At 46.6% G+C, this 19,098-nt stretch carries 15 protein-coding genes; 13 read left to right on the top strand and 2 right to left on the bottom strand.

From position 1 onward, the window contains the following. Positions 1–31 precede the first annotated feature (31 nt). From V8Q34_RS06715 to V8Q34_RS06740, 6 genes are all read left to right on the top strand, one after another. Entirely contained in the window at positions 32–1,798 is a 1,767-nt protein-coding gene (locus V8Q34_RS06715) for a V-type ATP synthase subunit A (RefSeq protein WP_033139163.1), read from the top strand. Further along, positions 1,798–3,171, top strand: a complete 1,374-nt coding sequence (locus V8Q34_RS06720) for a V-type ATP synthase subunit B (RefSeq protein ID WP_033139162.1) — start codon at positions 1,798–1,800, stop codon at positions 3,169–3,171. Before V8Q34_RS06715 ends, V8Q34_RS06720 begins: the two co-directional genes overlap by 1 nt. 68 nt (positions 3,172–3,239) lie before the next feature. Then, complete coding sequence (locus V8Q34_RS06725; protein ID WP_033139161.1) at positions 3,240–3,923, top strand: V-type ATP synthase subunit D; 684 nt, start codon at positions 3,240–3,242, stop codon at positions 3,921–3,923. Between the two features lie 118 nt (positions 3,924–4,041). Then, positions 4,042–4,854 carry a MerR family DNA-binding transcriptional regulator gene (locus tag V8Q34_RS06730; RefSeq protein WP_197064065.1) on the top strand — a complete coding sequence of 271 codons (813 nt, stop codon included), beginning with the start codon at positions 4,042–4,044 and terminating at the stop codon, positions 4,852–4,854. Positions 4,855–5,004: 150 nt separating this feature from the next. Further along, positions 5,005–6,285: an MFS transporter gene (locus V8Q34_RS06735; RefSeq protein ID WP_033139160.1), complete on the top strand. Its 1,281-nt coding sequence runs from the start codon at positions 5,005–5,007 to the stop codon at positions 6,283–6,285. 32 nt (positions 6,286–6,317) lie between these two features. Next, the gene (locus V8Q34_RS06740; protein ID WP_118593881.1) at positions 6,318–7,124 is read left to right on the top strand and encodes an epoxyqueuosine reductase; all 807 of its coding nucleotides are present in this window, start codon (positions 6,318–6,320) and stop codon (positions 7,122–7,124) included. 2 nt (positions 7,125–7,126) lie between these two features. On the opposite strand, the gene V8Q34_RS06745 is transcribed toward V8Q34_RS06740, so the two are convergent. Then, positions 7,127–8,329 (bottom strand): helix-turn-helix domain-containing protein, encoded by a 1,203-nt coding sequence (locus tag V8Q34_RS06745; RefSeq protein WP_335835111.1) that lies wholly within the window; start codon positions 8,327–8,329, stop codon positions 7,127–7,129. Positions 8,330–8,523: 194 nt separating this feature from the next. Here V8Q34_RS06745 and V8Q34_RS06750 point away from each other — a divergent pair, with 194 nt between their 5' ends. The 7 genes from V8Q34_RS06750 (at position 8,524) to V8Q34_RS06780 (ending at position 17,227) form a co-directional block, all read left to right on the top strand. Continuing rightward, the gene (locus V8Q34_RS06750; RefSeq protein ID WP_335835112.1) at positions 8,524–10,800 is read left to right on the top strand and encodes a glycoside hydrolase family 3 C-terminal domain-containing protein; all 2,277 of its coding nucleotides are present in this window, start codon (positions 8,524–8,526) and stop codon (positions 10,798–10,800) included. Positions 10,801–10,942: 142 nt separating this feature from the next. Then, the gene (locus tag V8Q34_RS06755; RefSeq protein WP_227209904.1) at positions 10,943–11,926 is read left to right on the top strand and encodes a Gfo/Idh/MocA family protein; all 984 of its coding nucleotides are present in this window, start codon (positions 10,943–10,945) and stop codon (positions 11,924–11,926) included. Between the two features lie 26 nt (positions 11,927–11,952). Further along, a complete protein-coding gene (locus V8Q34_RS06760; RefSeq protein ID WP_335835113.1) occupies positions 11,953–13,059 on the top strand; it encodes a lactonase family protein in 1,107 nt (368 codons plus the stop codon). Positions 13,060–13,154: 95 nt separating this feature from the next. Beyond that, complete coding sequence (locus tag V8Q34_RS06765; protein WP_335835114.1) at positions 13,155–14,510, top strand: MATE family efflux transporter; 1,356 nt, start codon at positions 13,155–13,157, stop codon at positions 14,508–14,510. Between the two features lie 16 nt (positions 14,511–14,526). Further along, a complete protein-coding gene (locus V8Q34_RS06770) occupies positions 14,527–15,042 on the top strand; it encodes an O-acetyl-ADP-ribose deacetylase (RefSeq protein WP_335835115.1) in 516 nt (171 codons plus the stop codon). Between the two features lie 185 nt (positions 15,043–15,227). Beyond that, a complete protein-coding gene (locus tag V8Q34_RS06775; protein ID WP_103731448.1) occupies positions 15,228–16,355 on the top strand; it encodes a ComEC/Rec2 family competence protein in 1,128 nt (375 codons plus the stop codon). A gap of 236 nt (positions 16,356–16,591) precedes the next feature. After that, positions 16,592–17,227 carry a GNAT family N-acetyltransferase gene (locus V8Q34_RS06780; protein ID WP_335835204.1) on the top strand — a complete coding sequence of 212 codons (636 nt, stop codon included), beginning with the start codon at positions 16,592–16,594 and terminating at the stop codon, positions 17,225–17,227. Between the two features lie 302 nt (positions 17,228–17,529). Here the strand turns inward: V8Q34_RS06780 and V8Q34_RS06785 are convergent, their stop codons facing one another. Then, positions 17,530–18,885: a putative ABC transporter permease gene (locus V8Q34_RS06785; RefSeq protein WP_335835116.1), complete on the bottom strand. Its 1,356-nt coding sequence runs from the start codon at positions 18,883–18,885 to the stop codon at positions 17,530–17,532. Positions 18,886–19,098: the final 213 nt, after the last annotated feature.

The following is a 19,098-nucleotide window of genomic DNA, read 5'->3' on the forward strand; positions in this document are numbered from 1 at the left end:
AACTAATTTAGAAAGCAGGTGATTCGTTCCGATGAGCAAAGGTACGATTAAAAAAGTTGCAGGACCGCTGGTTATCGCGGAAGGCATGAGAGACTCGAATATGTTCGACGTTGTCCGTGTCAGTAACCAGCGTCTGATTGGTGAGATCATCGAGATGCACGGTGATGAAGCCAGTGTTCAGGTATACGAGGAGACATCAGGTCTTGGACCGGGCGAGCCGGTTGAGTCCATGAATGCGCCTCTTTCCGTAGAACTTGGACCAGGTCTGATCACAAGTATTTACGATGGTATCCAGCGACCGCTGGATGAGATTATGAAGGTGTCCGGCACCAACTTAAAGCGTGGTGTTGAGGTTCCTTCCCTTAAGAGAGATAAGAAATGGAACTTTGTTCCTACTGTTAAAGTGGGGGACGAGGTACAAAACGGTGATATTATCGGTACGGTACAGGAGACCATCGTTGTTAATCACAAGATCATGGTTCCTTACGGGATAAACGGTAAAGTAAAAGAAATAAAAGCCGGTGAATTTACGGTGGAAGAGATCGTTGCTGTTATCGAGACCGCAGACGGTGACAAGGAAGTTGGCATGATGCAGACATGGCCGGTTCGTAAAGGCCGTCCGTATCTGAAAAAGCTGCCGCCGGAGATGCCTCTGGTAACAGGACAGCGAGTTGTTGATACTTTCTTCCCCATCGCCAAAGGCGGTGTTGCAGCCGTTCCGGGACCTTTCGGAAGCGGCAAGACAGTGATCCAGCATCAGCTTGCAAAATGGGCTGAGGCTGACATCGTGGTTTACATCGGATGCGGCGAGCGTGGAAATGAGATGACAGACGTTCTGAACGAGTTCCCGGAACTGAAGGACCCGAAGACAGGACAGTCTCTGATGGAACGTACCGTTCTGATCGCCAATACCTCCGATATGCCTGTTGCGGCACGTGAGGCTTCTATCTATACAGGTATCACCATCGCGGAATATTTCCGTGATATGGGTTACTCCGTAGCCCTGATGGCAGACTCCACATCACGCTGGGCCGAGGCTCTTCGTGAGATGTCAGGACGTCTGGAAGAGATGCCCGGTGAGGAGGGTTACCCTGCATACCTGGGTTCACGTCTGGCACAGTTCTATGAGAGAGCCGGACACGTGGTTTCTCTCGGCAGTGACCACAGAGAAGGCGCGCTTTCCGTTATCGGTGCCGTATCTCCTCCGGGTGGTGATATTTCCGAGCCGGTATCCCAGGCAACCCTGCGTATCGTTAAGGTATTCTGGGGTCTGGATTCCGCACTTGCTTACAAGCGTCATTTCCCGGCGATCAACTGGCTGACCAGTTACTCTCTGTATCTGGACAATATGGCTGACTGGTTCAATGAGAAGGTTGCTCCTGACTGGATGGAAGACCGTCAGAAGATGATGAGCCTTCTGCAGGATGAGGCTGAACTGGAAGAAATCGTTAAGATGGTAGGTATGGATGCACTCTCCGCAGGCGACCGTCTGAAAATGGAGGCTGCGCGCTCCATCCGTGAGGACTTCCTGCATCAGAACTCCTTCCATGAAGTAGATACCTACAGTTCTCTGCAGAAACAGTATCTGCTGATGAAACTGGTTATCGCATTTTACGAGCAGTCCAAGGAAGCGCTTGACAAGGGTGCTAATATCCAGGGGCTGATCAAGATGGATGTCCGCGAAAAGATCGGACGTTTCAAATATGTGACAGAAGACAAACTGGACAAAGAATATAAGGCAACAATGGACGAACTTGCTGCTGATATTGCCAATGTATTTGGGAAGGAGGACTTCTAATGCCGAAAGAGTATAGAACCATACAGGAAGTTGCCGGCCCTCTGATGTTGGTGCGCGGTGTTGAAAATGTACATTTTGATGAATTAGGTGAGATTGAGCTGGCAAGCGGTGAGACACGCCGCTGCCGTGTACTTGAGATCAACGGAAGTGATGCCCTGGTACAGCTTTTTGAGAGCTCCACAGGTATCAACCTGTCAGACAGTAAGGTGCGTTTCCTGGGACGAAGCATGGAGCTGGGTGTGTCTGAGGACATGTTAGGCCGTGTATTCGACGGTATGGGACGCCCGATTGATGATGGTCCTGAAATCCTTCCGGATGAGAGACGTGATATCAACGGTCTGCCTATGAATCCGGCTGCCAGAATGTACCCGGAAGAGTTTATTCAGACAGGTGTATCCGCAATTGACGGTCTGAACACACTGGTACGTGGTCAGAAGCTGCCTATCTTCTCCGCATCAGGTCTTCCTCATGCGCAGCTGGCCGCTCAGATCGCAAGACAGGCTAAGGTTCGCGGTACCGGTGAGAACTTCGCCGTTGTATTTGCCGCTCTTGGTATTACCTTTGAGGAGTCCAACTTCTTTATTGAGAGCTTTAAGGAGACAGGTGCCATCGACAGAACCGTTCTGTTCATCAACCTGGCAAATGACCCGGCTGTAGAGCGTATCGCAACACCTAAGATGGCGCTTACCGCAGCAGAGTATCTTGCATTTGAAAAAGACATGCACGTACTGGTAATCCTGACAGATATCACAAACTACGCAGATGCCCTGCGTGAGGTTTCCGCAGCCCGTAAAGAGGTTCCCGGACGCCGTGGATATCCCGGTTACATGTACACAGACCTTGCAACCATGTATGAAAGAGCAGGACGTAAGAAAGGAAGTAATGGTTCCATTACCATGATTCCGATCCTTACCATGCCTGAGGATGATAAAACCCATCCGATCCCTGACCTTACCGGATATATCACAGAGGGTCAGATCATTCTGAGCCGTGAGCTTTACAGAAAAGGTGTAACACCGCCCATCGATGTTCTGCCGTCCCTGTCACGACTGAAAGATAAAGGTATCGGTGAAGGCAAGACACGTGCTGACCATGCGAACACCATGAACCAGCTTTTCGCCGCTTATGCCCGTGGTAAAGAGGCAAAAGAGCTGATGACCATCCTTGGTGAGGCAGCACTTTCTGATATTGACCTTATCTATGCAAAATTCGCGGATGCTTTTGAGGCGGAATACGTTTCACAGGGTTATACCAGCAACCGTGATATTGAGGAGACACTGCGTATCGGCTGGAAGCTGCTCTCTATTTTACCGAGGAGTGAGCTGAAACGTATTGATGATAAGTTCCTTGATGAATATTACGGTAAACAATAATGCCGGCCGGCAGCAGGCTTAAGATGCCTGCTGTCCCTTTAGAAAATGCATAGAAAGAGGTGATTGTCTTGGCATCTACCCAGGTAAATCCTACCAGAATGGAACTTACCAAGCAGAAGAAAAAGCTGGTCACAGCCATCAAAGGCCACAAGCTTTTGAAGGACAAACGTGATGAGCTTATGCGTCAGTTCCTGGATCTGGCAAGAGAAAATATGGCTCTGCGCCTGAAAGTGGAAGAGGGTATTAAAGAGGCTAACAAGAACTTCGTGATCGCAAAAGCCGGCATGTCCGAACAGACACTGAACACAGCGCTGATGGCACCGAAACAGGAAGTATATCTGGATGCCGGCAAGAAGAATGTCATGAGTGTTGACATTCCTGTCTTCCAGTCCCAGACCAGAACCGCAGATGCAAATGACATCTATTCCTACGGTTTTGCCTTTACTTCCGGTGACCTGGACGGCGCGGTGAAATCTCTGGCAGACATCCTGCCGGATATGCTGAAGCTTGCGGAGATTGAGAAGTCCTGCCAGCTTATGGCTTCCGAGATTGAGAAGACCCGACGCAGAGTAAATGCTCTGGAACACGTTATTATTCCGGAGACACAGCAGAATATTAAATATATTACCATGAAGCTGGACGAGAGCGAGAGAAGTACGCAAATCCGTCTGATGAAGGTAAAGGATATGATGCTTGAAGAAGCACATCATTATAAGGAAAAGGACAGAGAACGCGCATACGGCGCGGGCTGATATGTCTGATGGAAGAATCCTGTTTCCCGGGAGAACTGACACATGGTCAGTCCGCTGGGAGACAGGATTTTTTTAATTTACTGGAAAAATTTTACATTACTTGAAAGAAGGAATTAATTTGGAGAAGAGATATTCGATAGGGGAAATAAGTCACATAACAGGTGTTTCCAAAGATACGCTGCGCTATTACGACAGAATTGGTGTCTTTAAGCCGGAATATGTAGATCCTGATAATCAGTACCGATATTATACATACAGCCAATTTTGGTATCTGGACATTATCACATGCTGCCGAAGGCTGCAGATACCGTTGGAACGCGTGAAGTCAGTTTTGGATCTGCATGATAACGAAAAGATTGTGGAGATGCTCAAGGAACAGAGGCAGGAGGCACAGAGGCAGAGTGAGTATTACGCCAGAGTGGTGGATGATATAGACTGGTACACAGAACAGAATAAACGGCTTAGAGAGATGGGGAAGGATAAGGAAATCAGAGTAAAGCATCTGCAGCAGAGACGTGTTATTTATGGGAGAAATAAGGAAGATGAAGCAGCTTATCATATTAAATTACAGGAGGCGTGCAGAGACGAGATTTCGCATATGGAATCAATTAAAAGAAACTACGGATATGTGTTGAATGGCAGTAAAATTCGTGAAAATGTGTTTCATCAAATGGGAGAATATATTGATATCCGTGTGGATGAATACCGTTTTGCGTCCAAAGAAAATATCCTTACAATTCCGGAAGGGGAGTATGCTTGCTTTACTACAGAAGTCAGAGGGAATTTTGCGGATTTCGGAATACTTGTAAACTGGCTTGACAAGCATGGGTATTCCCCTGATTTTGTCATAGCCGACGAGGCAGGGCTCCAGCTTTTTGCGTATAATCAATATTTTTACCCGTGTGAGATAAAGGTTTTACTTTCCTCTTGACCTTGGAGCGGCTCAAAGGTTTATGCTGAGTATAACAAAAAGGATATATAGTGCCGGCTGAAAAAAAGCTATAGTATCCGGTTAAATGAAGAAAAGAAGTTTTGATATAGGTATGGGTTCTTTATGAACCGGTGAAAGGGGGACTTTTTTATGGATGTAGCCAATCTCACACCAAAACAAAGACGGGTGAAACAAATATGGGGAATGCTGGCGCTGTGTATCTGCGGTGCAGCAGTTTATGAACTGCCATATCTGAGTTGGTCTTATTATGATGCAGCAGTAGAATTTTATAGGGTTAGTAATGCACAGATGGGGTACTTAATGACGATGTACGGTTTGGCATGCGTTATTTCTTATCTGCCTGCAGGATGGGTTGCAGATAAATTCCAGGCACGGCATTTGATCGCAACAGCGCTGGTATCAACAGGTATTTTTGGCTTGATTCTTACATTCAGGCCGCCATATGTTGTGTTGATGATCTGTTATGTCTGTTATGGATTTACCACAACTATTCCGCTATGGAGTGCTATGATGAAGGCCACTAGAGAGCTGGGGGATAGTTCCGAGATGGGGCGCCTTTATGGATTTCTGGAAGGGGGAAGAGGTTTTGTACCTGTTTTGTATGGTGCTGTCATCATTCCCATTTTCTCCTATCTGGGAGAGGGGGCAGGAGGATTCAGGGCGATATTGATATATTTTGTTATTCTGGATTTTGTCTGTGCTTTCTTCGCGCTTGGGGCAATCCGTAAACTGCGTCCGGATGAAGAAGAAACACAGGAAACCGAGACAAAGCATAAGCATTCTTTTGCCGAGTATCTGGATATGATGAAAAATAAAAATTTATGGCTGCTTACACTCTTGATGTTCTGTTGTTTTATGATATATGAGAGCTACAGTTATATTACTCCATATCTTACTAACTTTTTTGGTGTGAGTGAATCCCTTGGGGCAATGATAAGTCTGATCAAATCCTACGGACTGGCCGTTTTTGGGGGAATTGCGGCCGGATTTGTGGCAGATAAGATTCATTCCAATCCAAAGGTGATCGGAATCGGATTTTCACTTATGGTGATCGGAATCGCTACTTTCTTTGTAGTACCGGCAGAGCCGAAACTGCTTGGAATTGCAGCGGTCACAATTCTCATTATCAGTCTGGGTTTGTTTATGGTCAGGGCATTGTATTTTGCTGTTATTGATGAGATAAAGATTCCGCTGAAATATACGGGTATGGCGGTAGGATTTGCCTCTGTAATAGGTTGTCTTCCTCAGATTTTTATATACTCTATCACAGGAAACCTTTTGGACGCATTTCCGGGGATTCGGGGATACAGATATATGTTTGCATATGAATTTGCAGCTGCGCTGATAGGGGCAGTACTGGCATTTACTCTATATAGAAATATAAAAAAAGAAAACAGCAAAAACGCCTGAGAGCGCTGTATGCAGCAGAAAGGAGTATGGGTATGGATAACCATATAATGACAGAGTTAATAATTAACAAGGCGATTGCATTTGGAGCAGCAGCAGCAGGTATTGCTAATATTCGGGATTTAAAAACAGCGCCTGCATTTTTAATGATGCCGCAGAGACCTCATATTGACCGGGTGGGGGCAGTAGAGAATACGACGGGCCTTCCGGAAGGGGTTGTGGACTGGAAAGATGAAATGCATTCTGTTTTAGTGATCGCATATGAACACCCGGAGGAGAAACCGTATCTGGACTGTTGGCTGGATGGCAAAAATCCGCCTGGAAATCTGGAACTTATCAAAATTAATAAAAAGTTAAAGGAATACATAGAGTGTGAAATGCCGGAAGTCACAGCGAGACCTCTGAACTATTATGTGGAAAAGGGCGGTGTCTGGCTTAAAGACTCCGCAGTTGTGGCAGGACTGGGCGTAGTAGGAAAAAATAATCTGCTTATTACAAAAGAGTATGGGCCGAGAGTACGGCTTAGAGCTATGTTTTTGAGCGCTGATCTGCCATCTACCGGTCCTATTGACTGGGACCCATGTGACGGATGTGATATGCCGTGCAGAAAAAGCTGCCCCCAGAATGCTTTTGGTTCTGTTATTTATAAGGCCGGTGAATACGGTGGGCTGACAAAACTGCCGGGGCGGGATGGCAGTTACAGTTTGCTTACTTGCGACAGGCAGATGGCAGAGGATGAAGATAATGAGATAAAGACACCTACTGAGGTGCCGGATTACGGAACAGCAGATTCCATAATTAAATATTGCAGAGAATGTGAGCTGAACTGCCGGATTAAATAATGTTAAAAGGCGTCCCTGTACTGTCTGGGCGTCATGCCCGTATATTTTTTAAAGACAGAAATATAATGGCTCTGGCTGGAAAAAGACAGTATCATGCTGATCTCTGAAATAGAATACTGAAACACAGTCAGCAGAGACTTTGAGGTCTCCACCCGTTTCCGGTTCAGGTATTCCATAGGGCTCATGTCCATTTCCTCCCGAAAGAGGTGGGAGAAGCGGTCCCTGCTCAGACCGGCGGCGCAGGCAATGTCAGAGAGGTATACTTTTTCCTGCTGATGGTCATTCATGTAATTGATGGCTCTGCGGATGGCAGGGGAATGACTGGTCAGGCCTCTGGCCTTTGCCGCGGCAGCCGTAAATTCTCCGGTGGCCTGGTCCCGCAGGGAGAGAAGGCGTGTGACAGAGGTGCATTTTTCAGATGCCTGGATATAACTGTCACTCATAGCATAAGCCATATCTTCCTCCACTCCTGCCTCCATTGCGGCTCTGGTGATCTGAGTAATGTGAGCGATGAAAAGATTCTGGGCATGGCGCAGCGGGTTGAGGGAAAGGATTCCCGGTTTTCCTGTGAGGCTTAACTCGTTCATACATTCTTTTGCACGTATAACATCTCCTGAGCGCACCGCGTCCAGGAGATTTTTTTCGTATGAATAGGGTGTATGAAATGCGGCGGATTCTCTTCTGTGAAACAGGGTCTTCTGAACCGCTGCGGGAATAGGAGCAGACATTTTCAGATGATTTGCCTCCAGAATCTCTTCGGTATGAACTTTTTCCCGGAAGAACAGGCTGCAGGCCAGGGAAAGGAAATTGTAAAAGTATTCCTGTTCCATGACAGGCAGCGCTGACATGAGAGGAAAACGCATGTCAGGAGGCAGCACGGAGAAATCCGGAAAGCTCTGTTTAAACTCCCTGTCGGAGAGCCGGGAAAAGAGGCAGGGGCCGAAATAAAGGGTAAAATCTCTGTCGATCAATGCAAGGGGAAGAGCTGCACTGTAATATGCGTTGTTTTCCATGAAGAGAACAGGCAGGGGTACTGTATTTTTATGGGGCAGACTTTCCGGCAGCAGGGGGAAAGGGAAACGCTCCATGCCCTCCAGGTGCGGGAAGGTAAAACATATGCTGCTGTCAGGTGACAGGCAGCGTATGGGAATCTGTGTTAAATGATAAAGCAGACGGCAGTTATGGCGGATGCTCCGGATGTCCATTTTAAGTTCTCCTTCCATGGCAGCAGACAGTTTTTTTCAGTATACCAGAAAAAGAAAGTAGTGACAAGAAATTGATATAAACAGCATGATTTTGATATTCTCCGGAGCATATACGTGGTATTTTAAGGGTATAGCTCATCATGCGGCACAGCCGTTGGAGAGCATGATGAATTTATGCAAAGGAGCGAATAAGCATGAAACGTGATGTGAAAGCAATTGTAAAACAGATGACACTGGAAGAGAAGGCGGGGATGTGTTCCGGTAAGGATTTCTGGCATTTGAAAAGTGTGGAAAGGCTGGGGATTCCTGAGGTGATGGTCAGCGACGGACCTCACGGACTCAGAAAGCAGGATAAGGAGGCAGACCATCTCGGAGCAAATGAGAGTATCAAAGCCGTGTGTTTTCCTACTGCCTGTGCGACTGCCTGTTCATTTGACCGGGAGCTTTTAGAGACTTTAGGTGAGACGCTGGGAGACGAATGTCAGGCGGAGAATCTGTCTGTCATTTTAGGCCCGGCAGTAAATATTAAGAGGTCACCGCTGTGCGGAAGGAACTTTGAATATTTTTCAGAAGACCCGTATCTGGCTTCACAGATGGCTGCAGCGCATATAAAGGGTGTGCAGTCGAAAAATGTGGGAACATCCATCAAACATTTTGCGGCAAATAATCAGGAGCACAGAAGAATGTCATGTTCCTCTGAAATAGATGAGAGAACTTTCCGGGAGATTTATCTGGCAGCTTTTGAGGCCGCAGTGAAGGAGAGCAGACCCGATACCGTGATGTGCTCTTATAATAAGATTAACGGAACATTTGCGTCTGAGAACCACAGACTGCTCACGGAAATTCTGAGAGATGAGTGGGGATTTGAAGGATACGTTATGTCTGACTGGGGTGCAGTGAACGACAGGGTAAAAGGACTGGAAGCAGGTCTTGACCTGGAAATGCCGGCAAGCGGCGGACATACGGATGCGGAGATTGTGGAAGCTGTGAAAACAGGTGTGCTTGATGAAGCGGTTCTGGATACAGCGGTTGAGAGAATCCTAAATATTATCTTCAAATTCTCAGATAACCGTCAGCCCGGCAAATTTGATAAGGAAGCAGATCACAATCTGGCAGCCAGAATCGCGAGAGAGTCCATGGTGCTTTTGAAAAATGATGGAATCCTGCCTCTGAAGGGAGAAGGACAGAAGATTGCGTTTATCGGAAAATTTGCAGAGAAGCCCCGGTTCCAGGGAGGCGGAAGTTCTCATATCAACTCCTTTAAGGTGACAAGCGCGCTGGATGCAGTCAAGAAATACGCGGATGTGTCTTATGCACAGGGATATGACGTGAAAGAGGACAAAGTGGATGAAGCCATGTTTGCTGAGGCAGTGGAGACGGCTGAACATGCGGATATCGCTGTGGTATTTGCAGGTCTTCCGGATGCGTTTGAGTCTGAGGGGTATGACAGGGAGCATATGAGAATGCCGGAGTGCCAGAACAGGCTAATCGCGGAAATCGTAAAAGTACAGCCGAATACAGTGGTGGTTCTTCACAATGGTTCCCCTGTGGAAATGCCGTGGGCAGATGATGTGAGAGGAATCCTGGAGTCTTATCTCTGTGGACAGGCGGTGGGAGAGGCCCAGGCGGATATTCTCTTCGGCAGAGCCAATCCATGCGGTAAGCTGGCAGAGACCGTTCCCTATAAATTATCCGACAACCCGTCTTATCTGAACTTCCCGGGTGATGGGAAGACCGTGGAGTACAGAGAAGGAGTATTTGTGGGATACCGCTATTATGATACCAAGGAAATGGCAGTGCGTTATCCTTTTGGCTATGGACTTAGCTATACTACATTTGAGTACAGCGATCTGAAGCTGTCAGCAAAGGAGATAAAGGATACGGACACTCTGACGGTTTCACTTAAGGTTAAGAATACCGGAAGTATGGCCGGCAAGGAGATTGTACAGCTTTATGTGACAGATAAGACCAACGCTGCCAGCAGACCGGTTAAGGAATTGAAGAATTTTGCCAAGGTAGAGCTGGCGCCCGGCGAGGAAAAGGTTGTTGCTATGGAGCTGGATAAGAGAAGCTTTGCATGGTACAATACGGAAATTTCTGACTGGTATGCAGCCACCGGCACATATGAGATTCTTGTGGGAAGTTCCTCCAGGGATATTCTTTTAAAAGATGCGGTGCAGCTTACTTCTACAACGAAGATTCCTGTGAAAATCCACATGAACACCACCGTTGCGGAATTGCTCGCAGAGCCGAAGGCAAGAGAGATCATGAGCGGCCTGCTGAAAACCATGATGGCAAATATAGGTGCCGGTGATGAGGAAGGCAGTGCGGCAAGTGAAGCTATCTCACCTGAAATGTCTTTGAAAATGATGGAGAATTCACCACTCAGGACATTCAGAAGCTTTGCGGGAGTGAGCACACAGGAAGTGCAGGCACTGATTGAGAAGCTCCAGGCAGCCGTGGATCAGTGATGTGAGAACAGCAGCAAATATGAATTATAATTTTAACGGACAGGCGGGAAAGTATATTCCCGGCTGTCCGTTTGTGGTATACTGTATGTGGCATAATTATTGAGAAAAATAGCGGCAGTTAAACGGATGAGGAGGAATCAATATGTTTCGATGGGGAATTATGGGCGGCGGTTTTATATCATCCCAGTTCGCAAAAGGGCTGGAAGAAGTAGCGGATATGCAGGTGGAGGTACTGGCCTCCCGGTCCGGAAGGAATGATTACGGGATACAGGCAAAGAAATACTGCTGTTCCTATGAAGAACTGGTAAATGACAAAGATGTGGATGCTGTTTATGTGGGGACCATTCATCCTCAGCATCTGGCGTGCGTCAAAGCCTGCTTAAAAGCAAAGAAACCCGTGTTGTGTGAAAAACCGGTGACAATGAATGCCCGGGAACTGGAAGAGATCCTTGAGCTGGCAAAAGAGAATCATACCTTTTTTATGGAAGCTATGTGGACAAGATTTATCCCTGCAATGAGAGAGCTGAAAAAGGAAATACAGGCAGGTGTGTACGGAAAAGTGCATAATATGCATTTTACATTTGGCGGGCCGGCTAAGCCGGAGACAAGGCGTCTGTTTGAAGCTGAACTGGGAGGCGGTGCTCTTCTCGATGTGGGTGTTTATGGTGTAAGCATTGCACAGTATCTTCTGGGAGAAACACCCGATGTGATACACGCATGGTCTGAAAAGAATGCGGAGACAGTGGATTTGAATACCTGTATCCAGATGACTTATCCCTGCGGATGTCTGGCGGATATGGTATTTTCCATCAATAGAAAAGTGGACAACCGGGCAGTGATCATCACGGATAAGGCTGAACTGGAAATTCCGTATTTCTGGCGTCCCAATACGGTCTATCTGTTTGAACCAAATGAGGATTTCCGCACGGATACGCTGAAAGAAAAAAGAGTCGTCGAAGTGGCCGGAAACGGATACCATTACGAGGCACTGGAGGTAGAAAAAATGTTGAAAGAGGGCAGGACAGAGAGTCCGGTTATGCCCTGGGCGGAAAGCCTCCGGATCATGAGGGAACTGGATGAAATCAGAAGGATCTGCGGGATCTGCTATCCTCAGGATGCCAAGTAAAGTGAGCAAAAAGGAGAAGAGACAGGATGTCAGAAGAGAGACAGAAGTTTTTGATCGGTACATATACGGAAACCGTTATATTCGGTGACGGAAGCCGTTTTAACGGCAACGGACAGGGGATATATCTGGCTGAAATAGATATGACAGCAGGAAAAATGAAACAGGATCAGCTGATAGAAGGGATAAAGAATCCCTCCTATGTCTGTGCAGATAAAGCAGGAAAAAGGATTTACGCGGTGAGTGAGCTGGAAGAGTATGAAGGACTTGAAAGCGGAGCTGTCAGTGTTTATGAAACCGGGAAGGACGGCATGATGAGGCTGGTGGACAGAAAACCTTCCATGGGAACCAATCCCTGTCATCTTTATCTGGATGAGGAGGAGAGGATATTATATATCAGTAATTATGGCAGCGGTTCTGCCTGCGCATACAGGATAGGGGAAGACGGGCATTTCCGGGAACCGGCAATGGTGATACAGCATCAGGGACATTCCGTTGATGAGGAGCGGCAGGAGGGACCTCACGTACATTCTATCCATCCATGCCGTTTTGCGGAAGGTGTGCTTGTGTGTGATTTGGGGCTGGACAAAATAAGCCGTTGTGTGGTGCGGGAACAGAAGGGTGAATGGACTTTTACAGAGGTGGAGAGCTGGATGACAAAGCCCGGATATGGTCCGAGAATGCTGGTATACCATCCGTTTCTTCCCATGTTTTATGTAGTGCAGGAGATGGGAAACAGGGTTCTTGTATATGACTATGGAAGCGGCACACTTCAAGAAGTACAGGATGTTTCCAGCCTCATGGAGAAGGACAGAAAAATACCGAATACAGCGGCGGAAATCCGCATTAATTCTGCCGGGACAAAGTTATATGTTTCCAACAGGGGAGCTGACAATATCAGTGTATATGATGTGGACCGTGAGGGAAGGCTTGCGCTCACAGGCAGTATCTCCTCCGGAGGAAAGACACCGCGCTGCTTTGCAGCGGCAGAGGACAGAGATTCGGGGATTACATATCTGGTCATTGCAAACCAGGATTCCAATGAGATCATTTCGGTGAAGCATATGGATTTCAAAGAGGCGGCAGCAGAAGACAGTATGCAGGTGGGTAGTCCTGTTTGTATCTGGCTTCTGTAAGAAATGATGTCTGACGCAGTACGGCAGATTTAAAATTGTTTTGGTTTAAAACAGAGAGTAAGGCGGCAGAATTCCGCCTTAGAAGGAAGAGGAAAATGAAGAAGTCATACGAAATAGATATGTGCAACGGGCCGCTTTGGAGAAAGCTGCTGCTGTTTTCTGTGCCGCTTATTTTATCCGGTATTCTGCAGCTTTTGTTTAATGCGGCAGATATTGTGGTTGTGGGAAGGTTTTCTGGAAATCATGCTCTGGCAGCCGTGGGGTCTACCAGTTCTCTGATACAGCTTTTTGTCAATGTATTTATTGGGTGTTCCATTGGGACAAATGTTTTGGTCGGAAGGTTCTGCGGGGCGAAGGATTCTAAAAATGTAAGCGAGACAGTACATACATCTATTTTGTTCAGTATTGTCTGCGGCTGTATTCTTATATTTCTGGGTGTAGCGTTTGCCAGGCCAATGCTGGAGTGGATGGCAACACCTCCGGAGGTTCTGGGGCAGGCAGTGCTCTATATGAGGATTTTCTTTGTAGGGATGCCGGCTATGATGCTCTATAATTTCGGTGCAGCGGTGCTGAGAGCTACAGGAGATACCCAGAGGCCTCTTTATTATCTGCTTCTGGCCGGAGTCATCAATGTGGTGCTGAATCTGTTCTTTGTTATTGTCTGCGGTCTTGGCGTGGCGGGTGTGGCGCTTGCCACGATCATTTCTCAGGCAGTGTCAGCACTTTTGATTCTGCGCTGCCTTATGCATACAGAGGGAATGTGCAGGCTGGAACTTAGAAAGCTGAAAATACATAAAGACAAGTTAAAACACATTGTCCGCATTGGTCTTCCGGCAGGGATGCAGAGTGCCATTTTTTCCATATCCAATGTATTGATCCAGTCCTCTGTAAACTCTTTCGGAGCCATTGCCATGGCAGGAAATACAGCAGCATCCAATCTGGAGGGGTTTGTATATACCTCCATGAACTCTATTTACCAGGCTGCATTGAGTTTCACCAGCCAGAATATGGGGGCCGGTAATCAGAAACGGATTAGTCAGATTTTATGGAGGTGTCTGGTGCTTGTGACGGTCATCGGAGGAATCTTCGGATGTCTGATGGTATTATTTTCACCGCATCTTCTTGGAATCTACTCCTCGGATGCAGAGGTGATCGCTTACGGAATACAGAGGCTTAAAATCATATGTCTTCCCTATTTTCTCTGTGGTATCATGGAGGTGCTGGTGGGAAGTCTGCGCGGTATGGGATATTCGGTTCTGCCTATGCTGGTGTCCCTGACAGGGGCCTGCGGGCTTAGGATTGTCTGGATATTTACCATATTTGTATGGCAGCACAGTCTGTTTGTCTTATATCTGTCGTACCCTATAACCTGGGTGATCACTGCAGCGGCACACATGGTCTGCTGGTGCAAACTGCGGCAGATGATGAAAAAACGGCAGATGGCAGGATAGGAAAGGAGAGGTCAGTATGGGGATTTTTAAAATTGAAACAGGCGATATTACAACGTATCATGTGGATGCCATTGCAAACGCTGCAAATTGTTCTCTTCTGGGCGGCGGTGGTGTTGACGGGGCCATCCACAGAGCGGCGGGACCGGGGCTTTTGAATGAATGCAGAGCACTTGGCGGATGTGAGACCGGACAGGCAAAGATAACAAAAGGGTATCAGCTTCCTGCAAAATATGTGATTCATACTCCGGGGCCTGTCTGGAACGGCGGCGCTTTCGGAGAGGCGGAACTGTTGAAAAGCTGTTATGAAAACTGTATCCGGTTAGCTCATGAAAATGGCTGCAGGACTGTGGCATTTCCATCAATCAGCACAGGGATTTACGGATATCCTCTGGAGCAGGCGGCTGAGATCGCAGTGAAGACGATTTACGAGGGACTGGAAAAGTATCCTGATATAGAAGAGATTATTATGGTATGTTTTAGTGAGAGGGTGGAGAAGGCTTATAAAAAAGCGTGTTATGATTCAGCCGGTTGAATTGTTATGTGGATCAGCCCATTAAAATTGTTGTTTGATGGGGGATGTCCTGTTGCTGCTTTTTCGCACAGCCTGTGCAGGAAATGCGCAGAACTGATTGGATAGTTGCAAAAAACGTATGTATTGTGGAGAAAACAGACAGGTGAACAGGCACCAGGGATAAGACGGGAAAGGAATTAAGGGAAATGAAGAAATGGAAAAATTTATTAGCCGGGCTGGTGGTTCTGGCATTACTTTTGGTAGGATGCAGCTCCGTGGGGCAGACGGCGGATGGGAGCCAGCCGGAGGTCGGTGGTCAGCCTATAGGCGAAGCAGAAGGCAGCGGCCGGCTGAACGTACATTATCTGGATGTTGGGCAGGGAAATGCAGCGCTTCTGGAATCTGAAGGGCACTATATGCTCATAGACGGAGGAAACAGGAAAGCATCCTCCTTTGTGGTAAGTTATCTGAAGCGTCAGAATGTGGAGTCTTTGGATTACATATTGATATCCCACTTTGATGAGGACCACCTGGCGGGAGCTATTGGTGCGCTCTACCAGTTTCCGGCAGGAAAAGTCATCACGGCTGATTATGAGACAGATTCTTCCATTTATAAGTCCTATCAGGATGCCATGGAGAAACAGGGGTACGAGGAGACGCATCCGTCCCAGGGCGATGTCTTTTCCCTTGGAAGTGCTTCCGTGAGGGTCATTTCTCCGATTTCTTATGGCCACGAGGACGAGAATGAGGATTCAGTGGGAGTGATTGTGGAAAATGGGGATAATCGTTTCTTTTTTGGCGGTGATATGGGGAAAACCGGTGAGAAACAGGTAATGGAATCCGGTGCAGATATTGCGGCAGATGTATTTCTTTTAAACCACCACGGTTCCTACCTGAGCAGCAGATTTCTGGAACAGATTTCCCCTTCCTATGCAGTGATAAGCTGCGGAGACGGCAACAGCTACGGACATCCCAGGCAGGATACCATAAAGCTGTTGGAGGATGATGGGATTCCCGTATTCCGTACGGACAAACAGGGAACGATCATTCTCCACAGTGATGGAAAAACAATATCCTGGGAACAGGAACCCTGCAACGATTATACACCCGGTACCAGGACTGCGAGCGGCGATAAAGAAGAGCCGTATGTGGAGGAAAATAACAGTGACGCAGAGCACTGCGACTATGTTTTGAACACACATACAAAGAAGATTCACCTGCCTTCCTGCTCGTCGCTGAAAGGAATGAAGGAAGACAATAAAGCTTATTATAAAGGCAGCAAAGACGAGCTGATAGATAACGGATATGAGGCATGCGGGAATTGTAAGCCATGAGGCTGATAAAACAGTGTTGATTTCGGTATACTATAGACATTAATTTTACGGAAAATGTGCATGAATACAAGTGATTTTTTGTATGTGCAGATGGACAAGGTAATTAAATGCTGTTTAATCACTGTAAAAATGTCAGTTTGCAAGAAGTATTGAAATGTATGTCTGCAATAGGACCGCAGTGATGTTTTTAAACCGAAGATTGAAACAGTAATGGGCAGAGAAGGAGAGCAAAAGGCATAATGCAGATAAGAAATGAATTGCAATCTGATTACAGAGAAGTAGAGGAATTAACCCGTAAGGCGTTTTGGAATTTGCATTCCCCGGGATGTAATGAACACTATCTCGTGCACGTGATGCGTAACCATAAAGATTTTATACCAGAATTAGATTTTGTGGCAGAATTGGACCATTCCATTATTGCAAATATTATGTATACGAAAGCAATGCTTAAGGATGAAAACGGACGTGAAAAAAATATTTTGACATTTGGACCGCTAAGTGTACTTCCCGAATACCAGAGAAAAGGCTACGGCAAAATGTTATTGGAACACTCTTTCAAAAAGGCTGCAGAACTCGGTTATGACACAATTGTAATATTTGGAAACCCGGAAAATTATATAAGCAGTGGTTTCAAGAGCTGCAAACATTATAATATCTGCGTTGGTGATAATATTTTTCCGACAGCTTTATTAGTAAAGGAACTATGTTCAGGGGCTGTTCCTAAGGGCAGATGGACTTTTCACGAAAGTCGTGTTTATGAAATGGATAACCAGGCTGCGGAAGAATTTGATAAAACATTTGAACCCTGTGCAAAAGAGTATAGACAGAGTCAAGAACTTTTCTATATCTATAGCCACTCTCAAGTGTTTTGACAAAAGTTATTGGGAGCTGGTATAGGATGTTTTATCGGCTTAATCTGCGGATGAGAATAAGGGCAGTTTAAAATTCCCATCTACTCATATGGAGACGGTTTGTTATCCGGCCGGACTAAGTTTTTCGAAGCTCAGTATCATTCTCAAAGAGGTTATAGGCTGGTGCGGATATCGGGCAAAAAGTATAAGCATTGCTGTGGTAAGAAAAAAATAAAACGATGTTCCTTCAAGAATATAAGAAAGACAAGATGCGGAGGCAGTATCCCGAATCTTGTCTTTTTCTTTAGGCATTTATGGTGGGTTTAGTCATCGACTAATATAGCATTTGGATAGATATGTTCCATACGTTCATCGGTAAAATGTTTATCCAGAAAACGTGTAACTGCATTTTCGGCAGACGATATATTGGAGTGGCGTTCCGTGTACCGGTTAAGCGCAAGGCCTGACATGATCATGTTGAATACCATGAACAAGATCATAAGCCATGTGATGGGAACTCCGGCTTTTTTCGGGATTTTTTCTATCAGTGCGGACAGCCGCGGGTAAAGAATTTTCAGCCAGATGACTGCGGCAATGCCCCAGAAAAAACAGTAAAGCAGGTTGATACGGCCTCCCAGATTAAAAGGAATGTCACTGTAATCCCAGAACACAGTACCGAAAACCAGCTCTGTAAACACACTGCATATGTATTCATAAGCTCCGCCTAATACGGTACCGAAGATAAAAATATAACTGTCACTGCGATTGCGGTATTGATACAAAATAGCAGTCAGCAGTACACATCCCAGGCCCCATACAATGCTGAACGGTCCGTAAACGACACTGCTGCGGCTCATTAATTTACCGGTAGTTGCAAGGCAGAAAATGGTTTCCGTGATATCTCCAAGAAAAGCTCCGAGGAAAAACAGACAGACCAGCTTGTAGAACGAACAGCCGACGGCAAATACACCGGCGCGCTCTTTTGCTGCCTCAAGCTGTCGTTCCTTTTCCTGTCTGGCAGCTAATAATTCTTTCGCCTCCAGGTTGGGATAAGCCTTAGCCATATGCTTCTGTACCCATCCGGTCAGCCCTTCACCCATCATATCTGCAGCCTTTTGCAGATTTTCAGATACATCCTCAATGATAGAGAGTTTTCGCAGCCTGGAATGAACGGCTTTGATAGCCATAATCGTTCCTGCCAGATCGAGACAGAGAACCACGTACAGGACAATTAACAATATGGTTCCCAGGTTGGAGGGAATCAAGACAAGCAGTTCCTTCAGGGATGGGTTGATAAAGGAAATACAGACTACGGCGGAGATTCCCCACACAACCGTGTATGGCAGGTTGACATAACCTCCAAACTGAAATCTTTTCCGTGAGTAATCCCACCATTTCCGGTGGAATATTTTCTCCAGAACAAAACCGGTAGAAAACGTGATAACAGATGAAAGAATCACCCCGCCCAGAAAAAGAAAGAACAGGTGATTTCTGAGTTCGGGCAGAAAGACCGCAAACGCCACTGCCCCGAAACCATAAGCCGGACAATAGGGACCGAATAAAAAACCTACGTCAATGAACCGATGCTCCCTGACCGCCGCAACCGACGTACCGATTGCCCAGCCAATGAAAGAATAGAGTAAATAAAACCATAGAAGTTGGTATAGTGTGTAGTTCAAGTTATGCCTCCTTTTGGGTGATGCCGGATGATGAGGGTTTTAGTATACCATAAACGCGGGGGGAAGGGATGTCAAGTGTAAGTGGAGGGAGAATTTCCGGTGTGGATTGAGAGGGAGCATGGATTTATTGGGAGATTCGCACTTGTAGTGGGGCTGAAAATGGGGAGAAGGGTTGGTGGGGAGTGAGAGGAATCGGTGGAAATTAATTGTAAA

Source organism: Blautia sp. JLR.GB0024 (assembly GCF_037000545.1).
Classification (GTDB): domain Bacteria; phylum Bacillota; class Clostridia; order Lachnospirales; family Lachnospiraceae; genus Blautia; species Blautia celeris.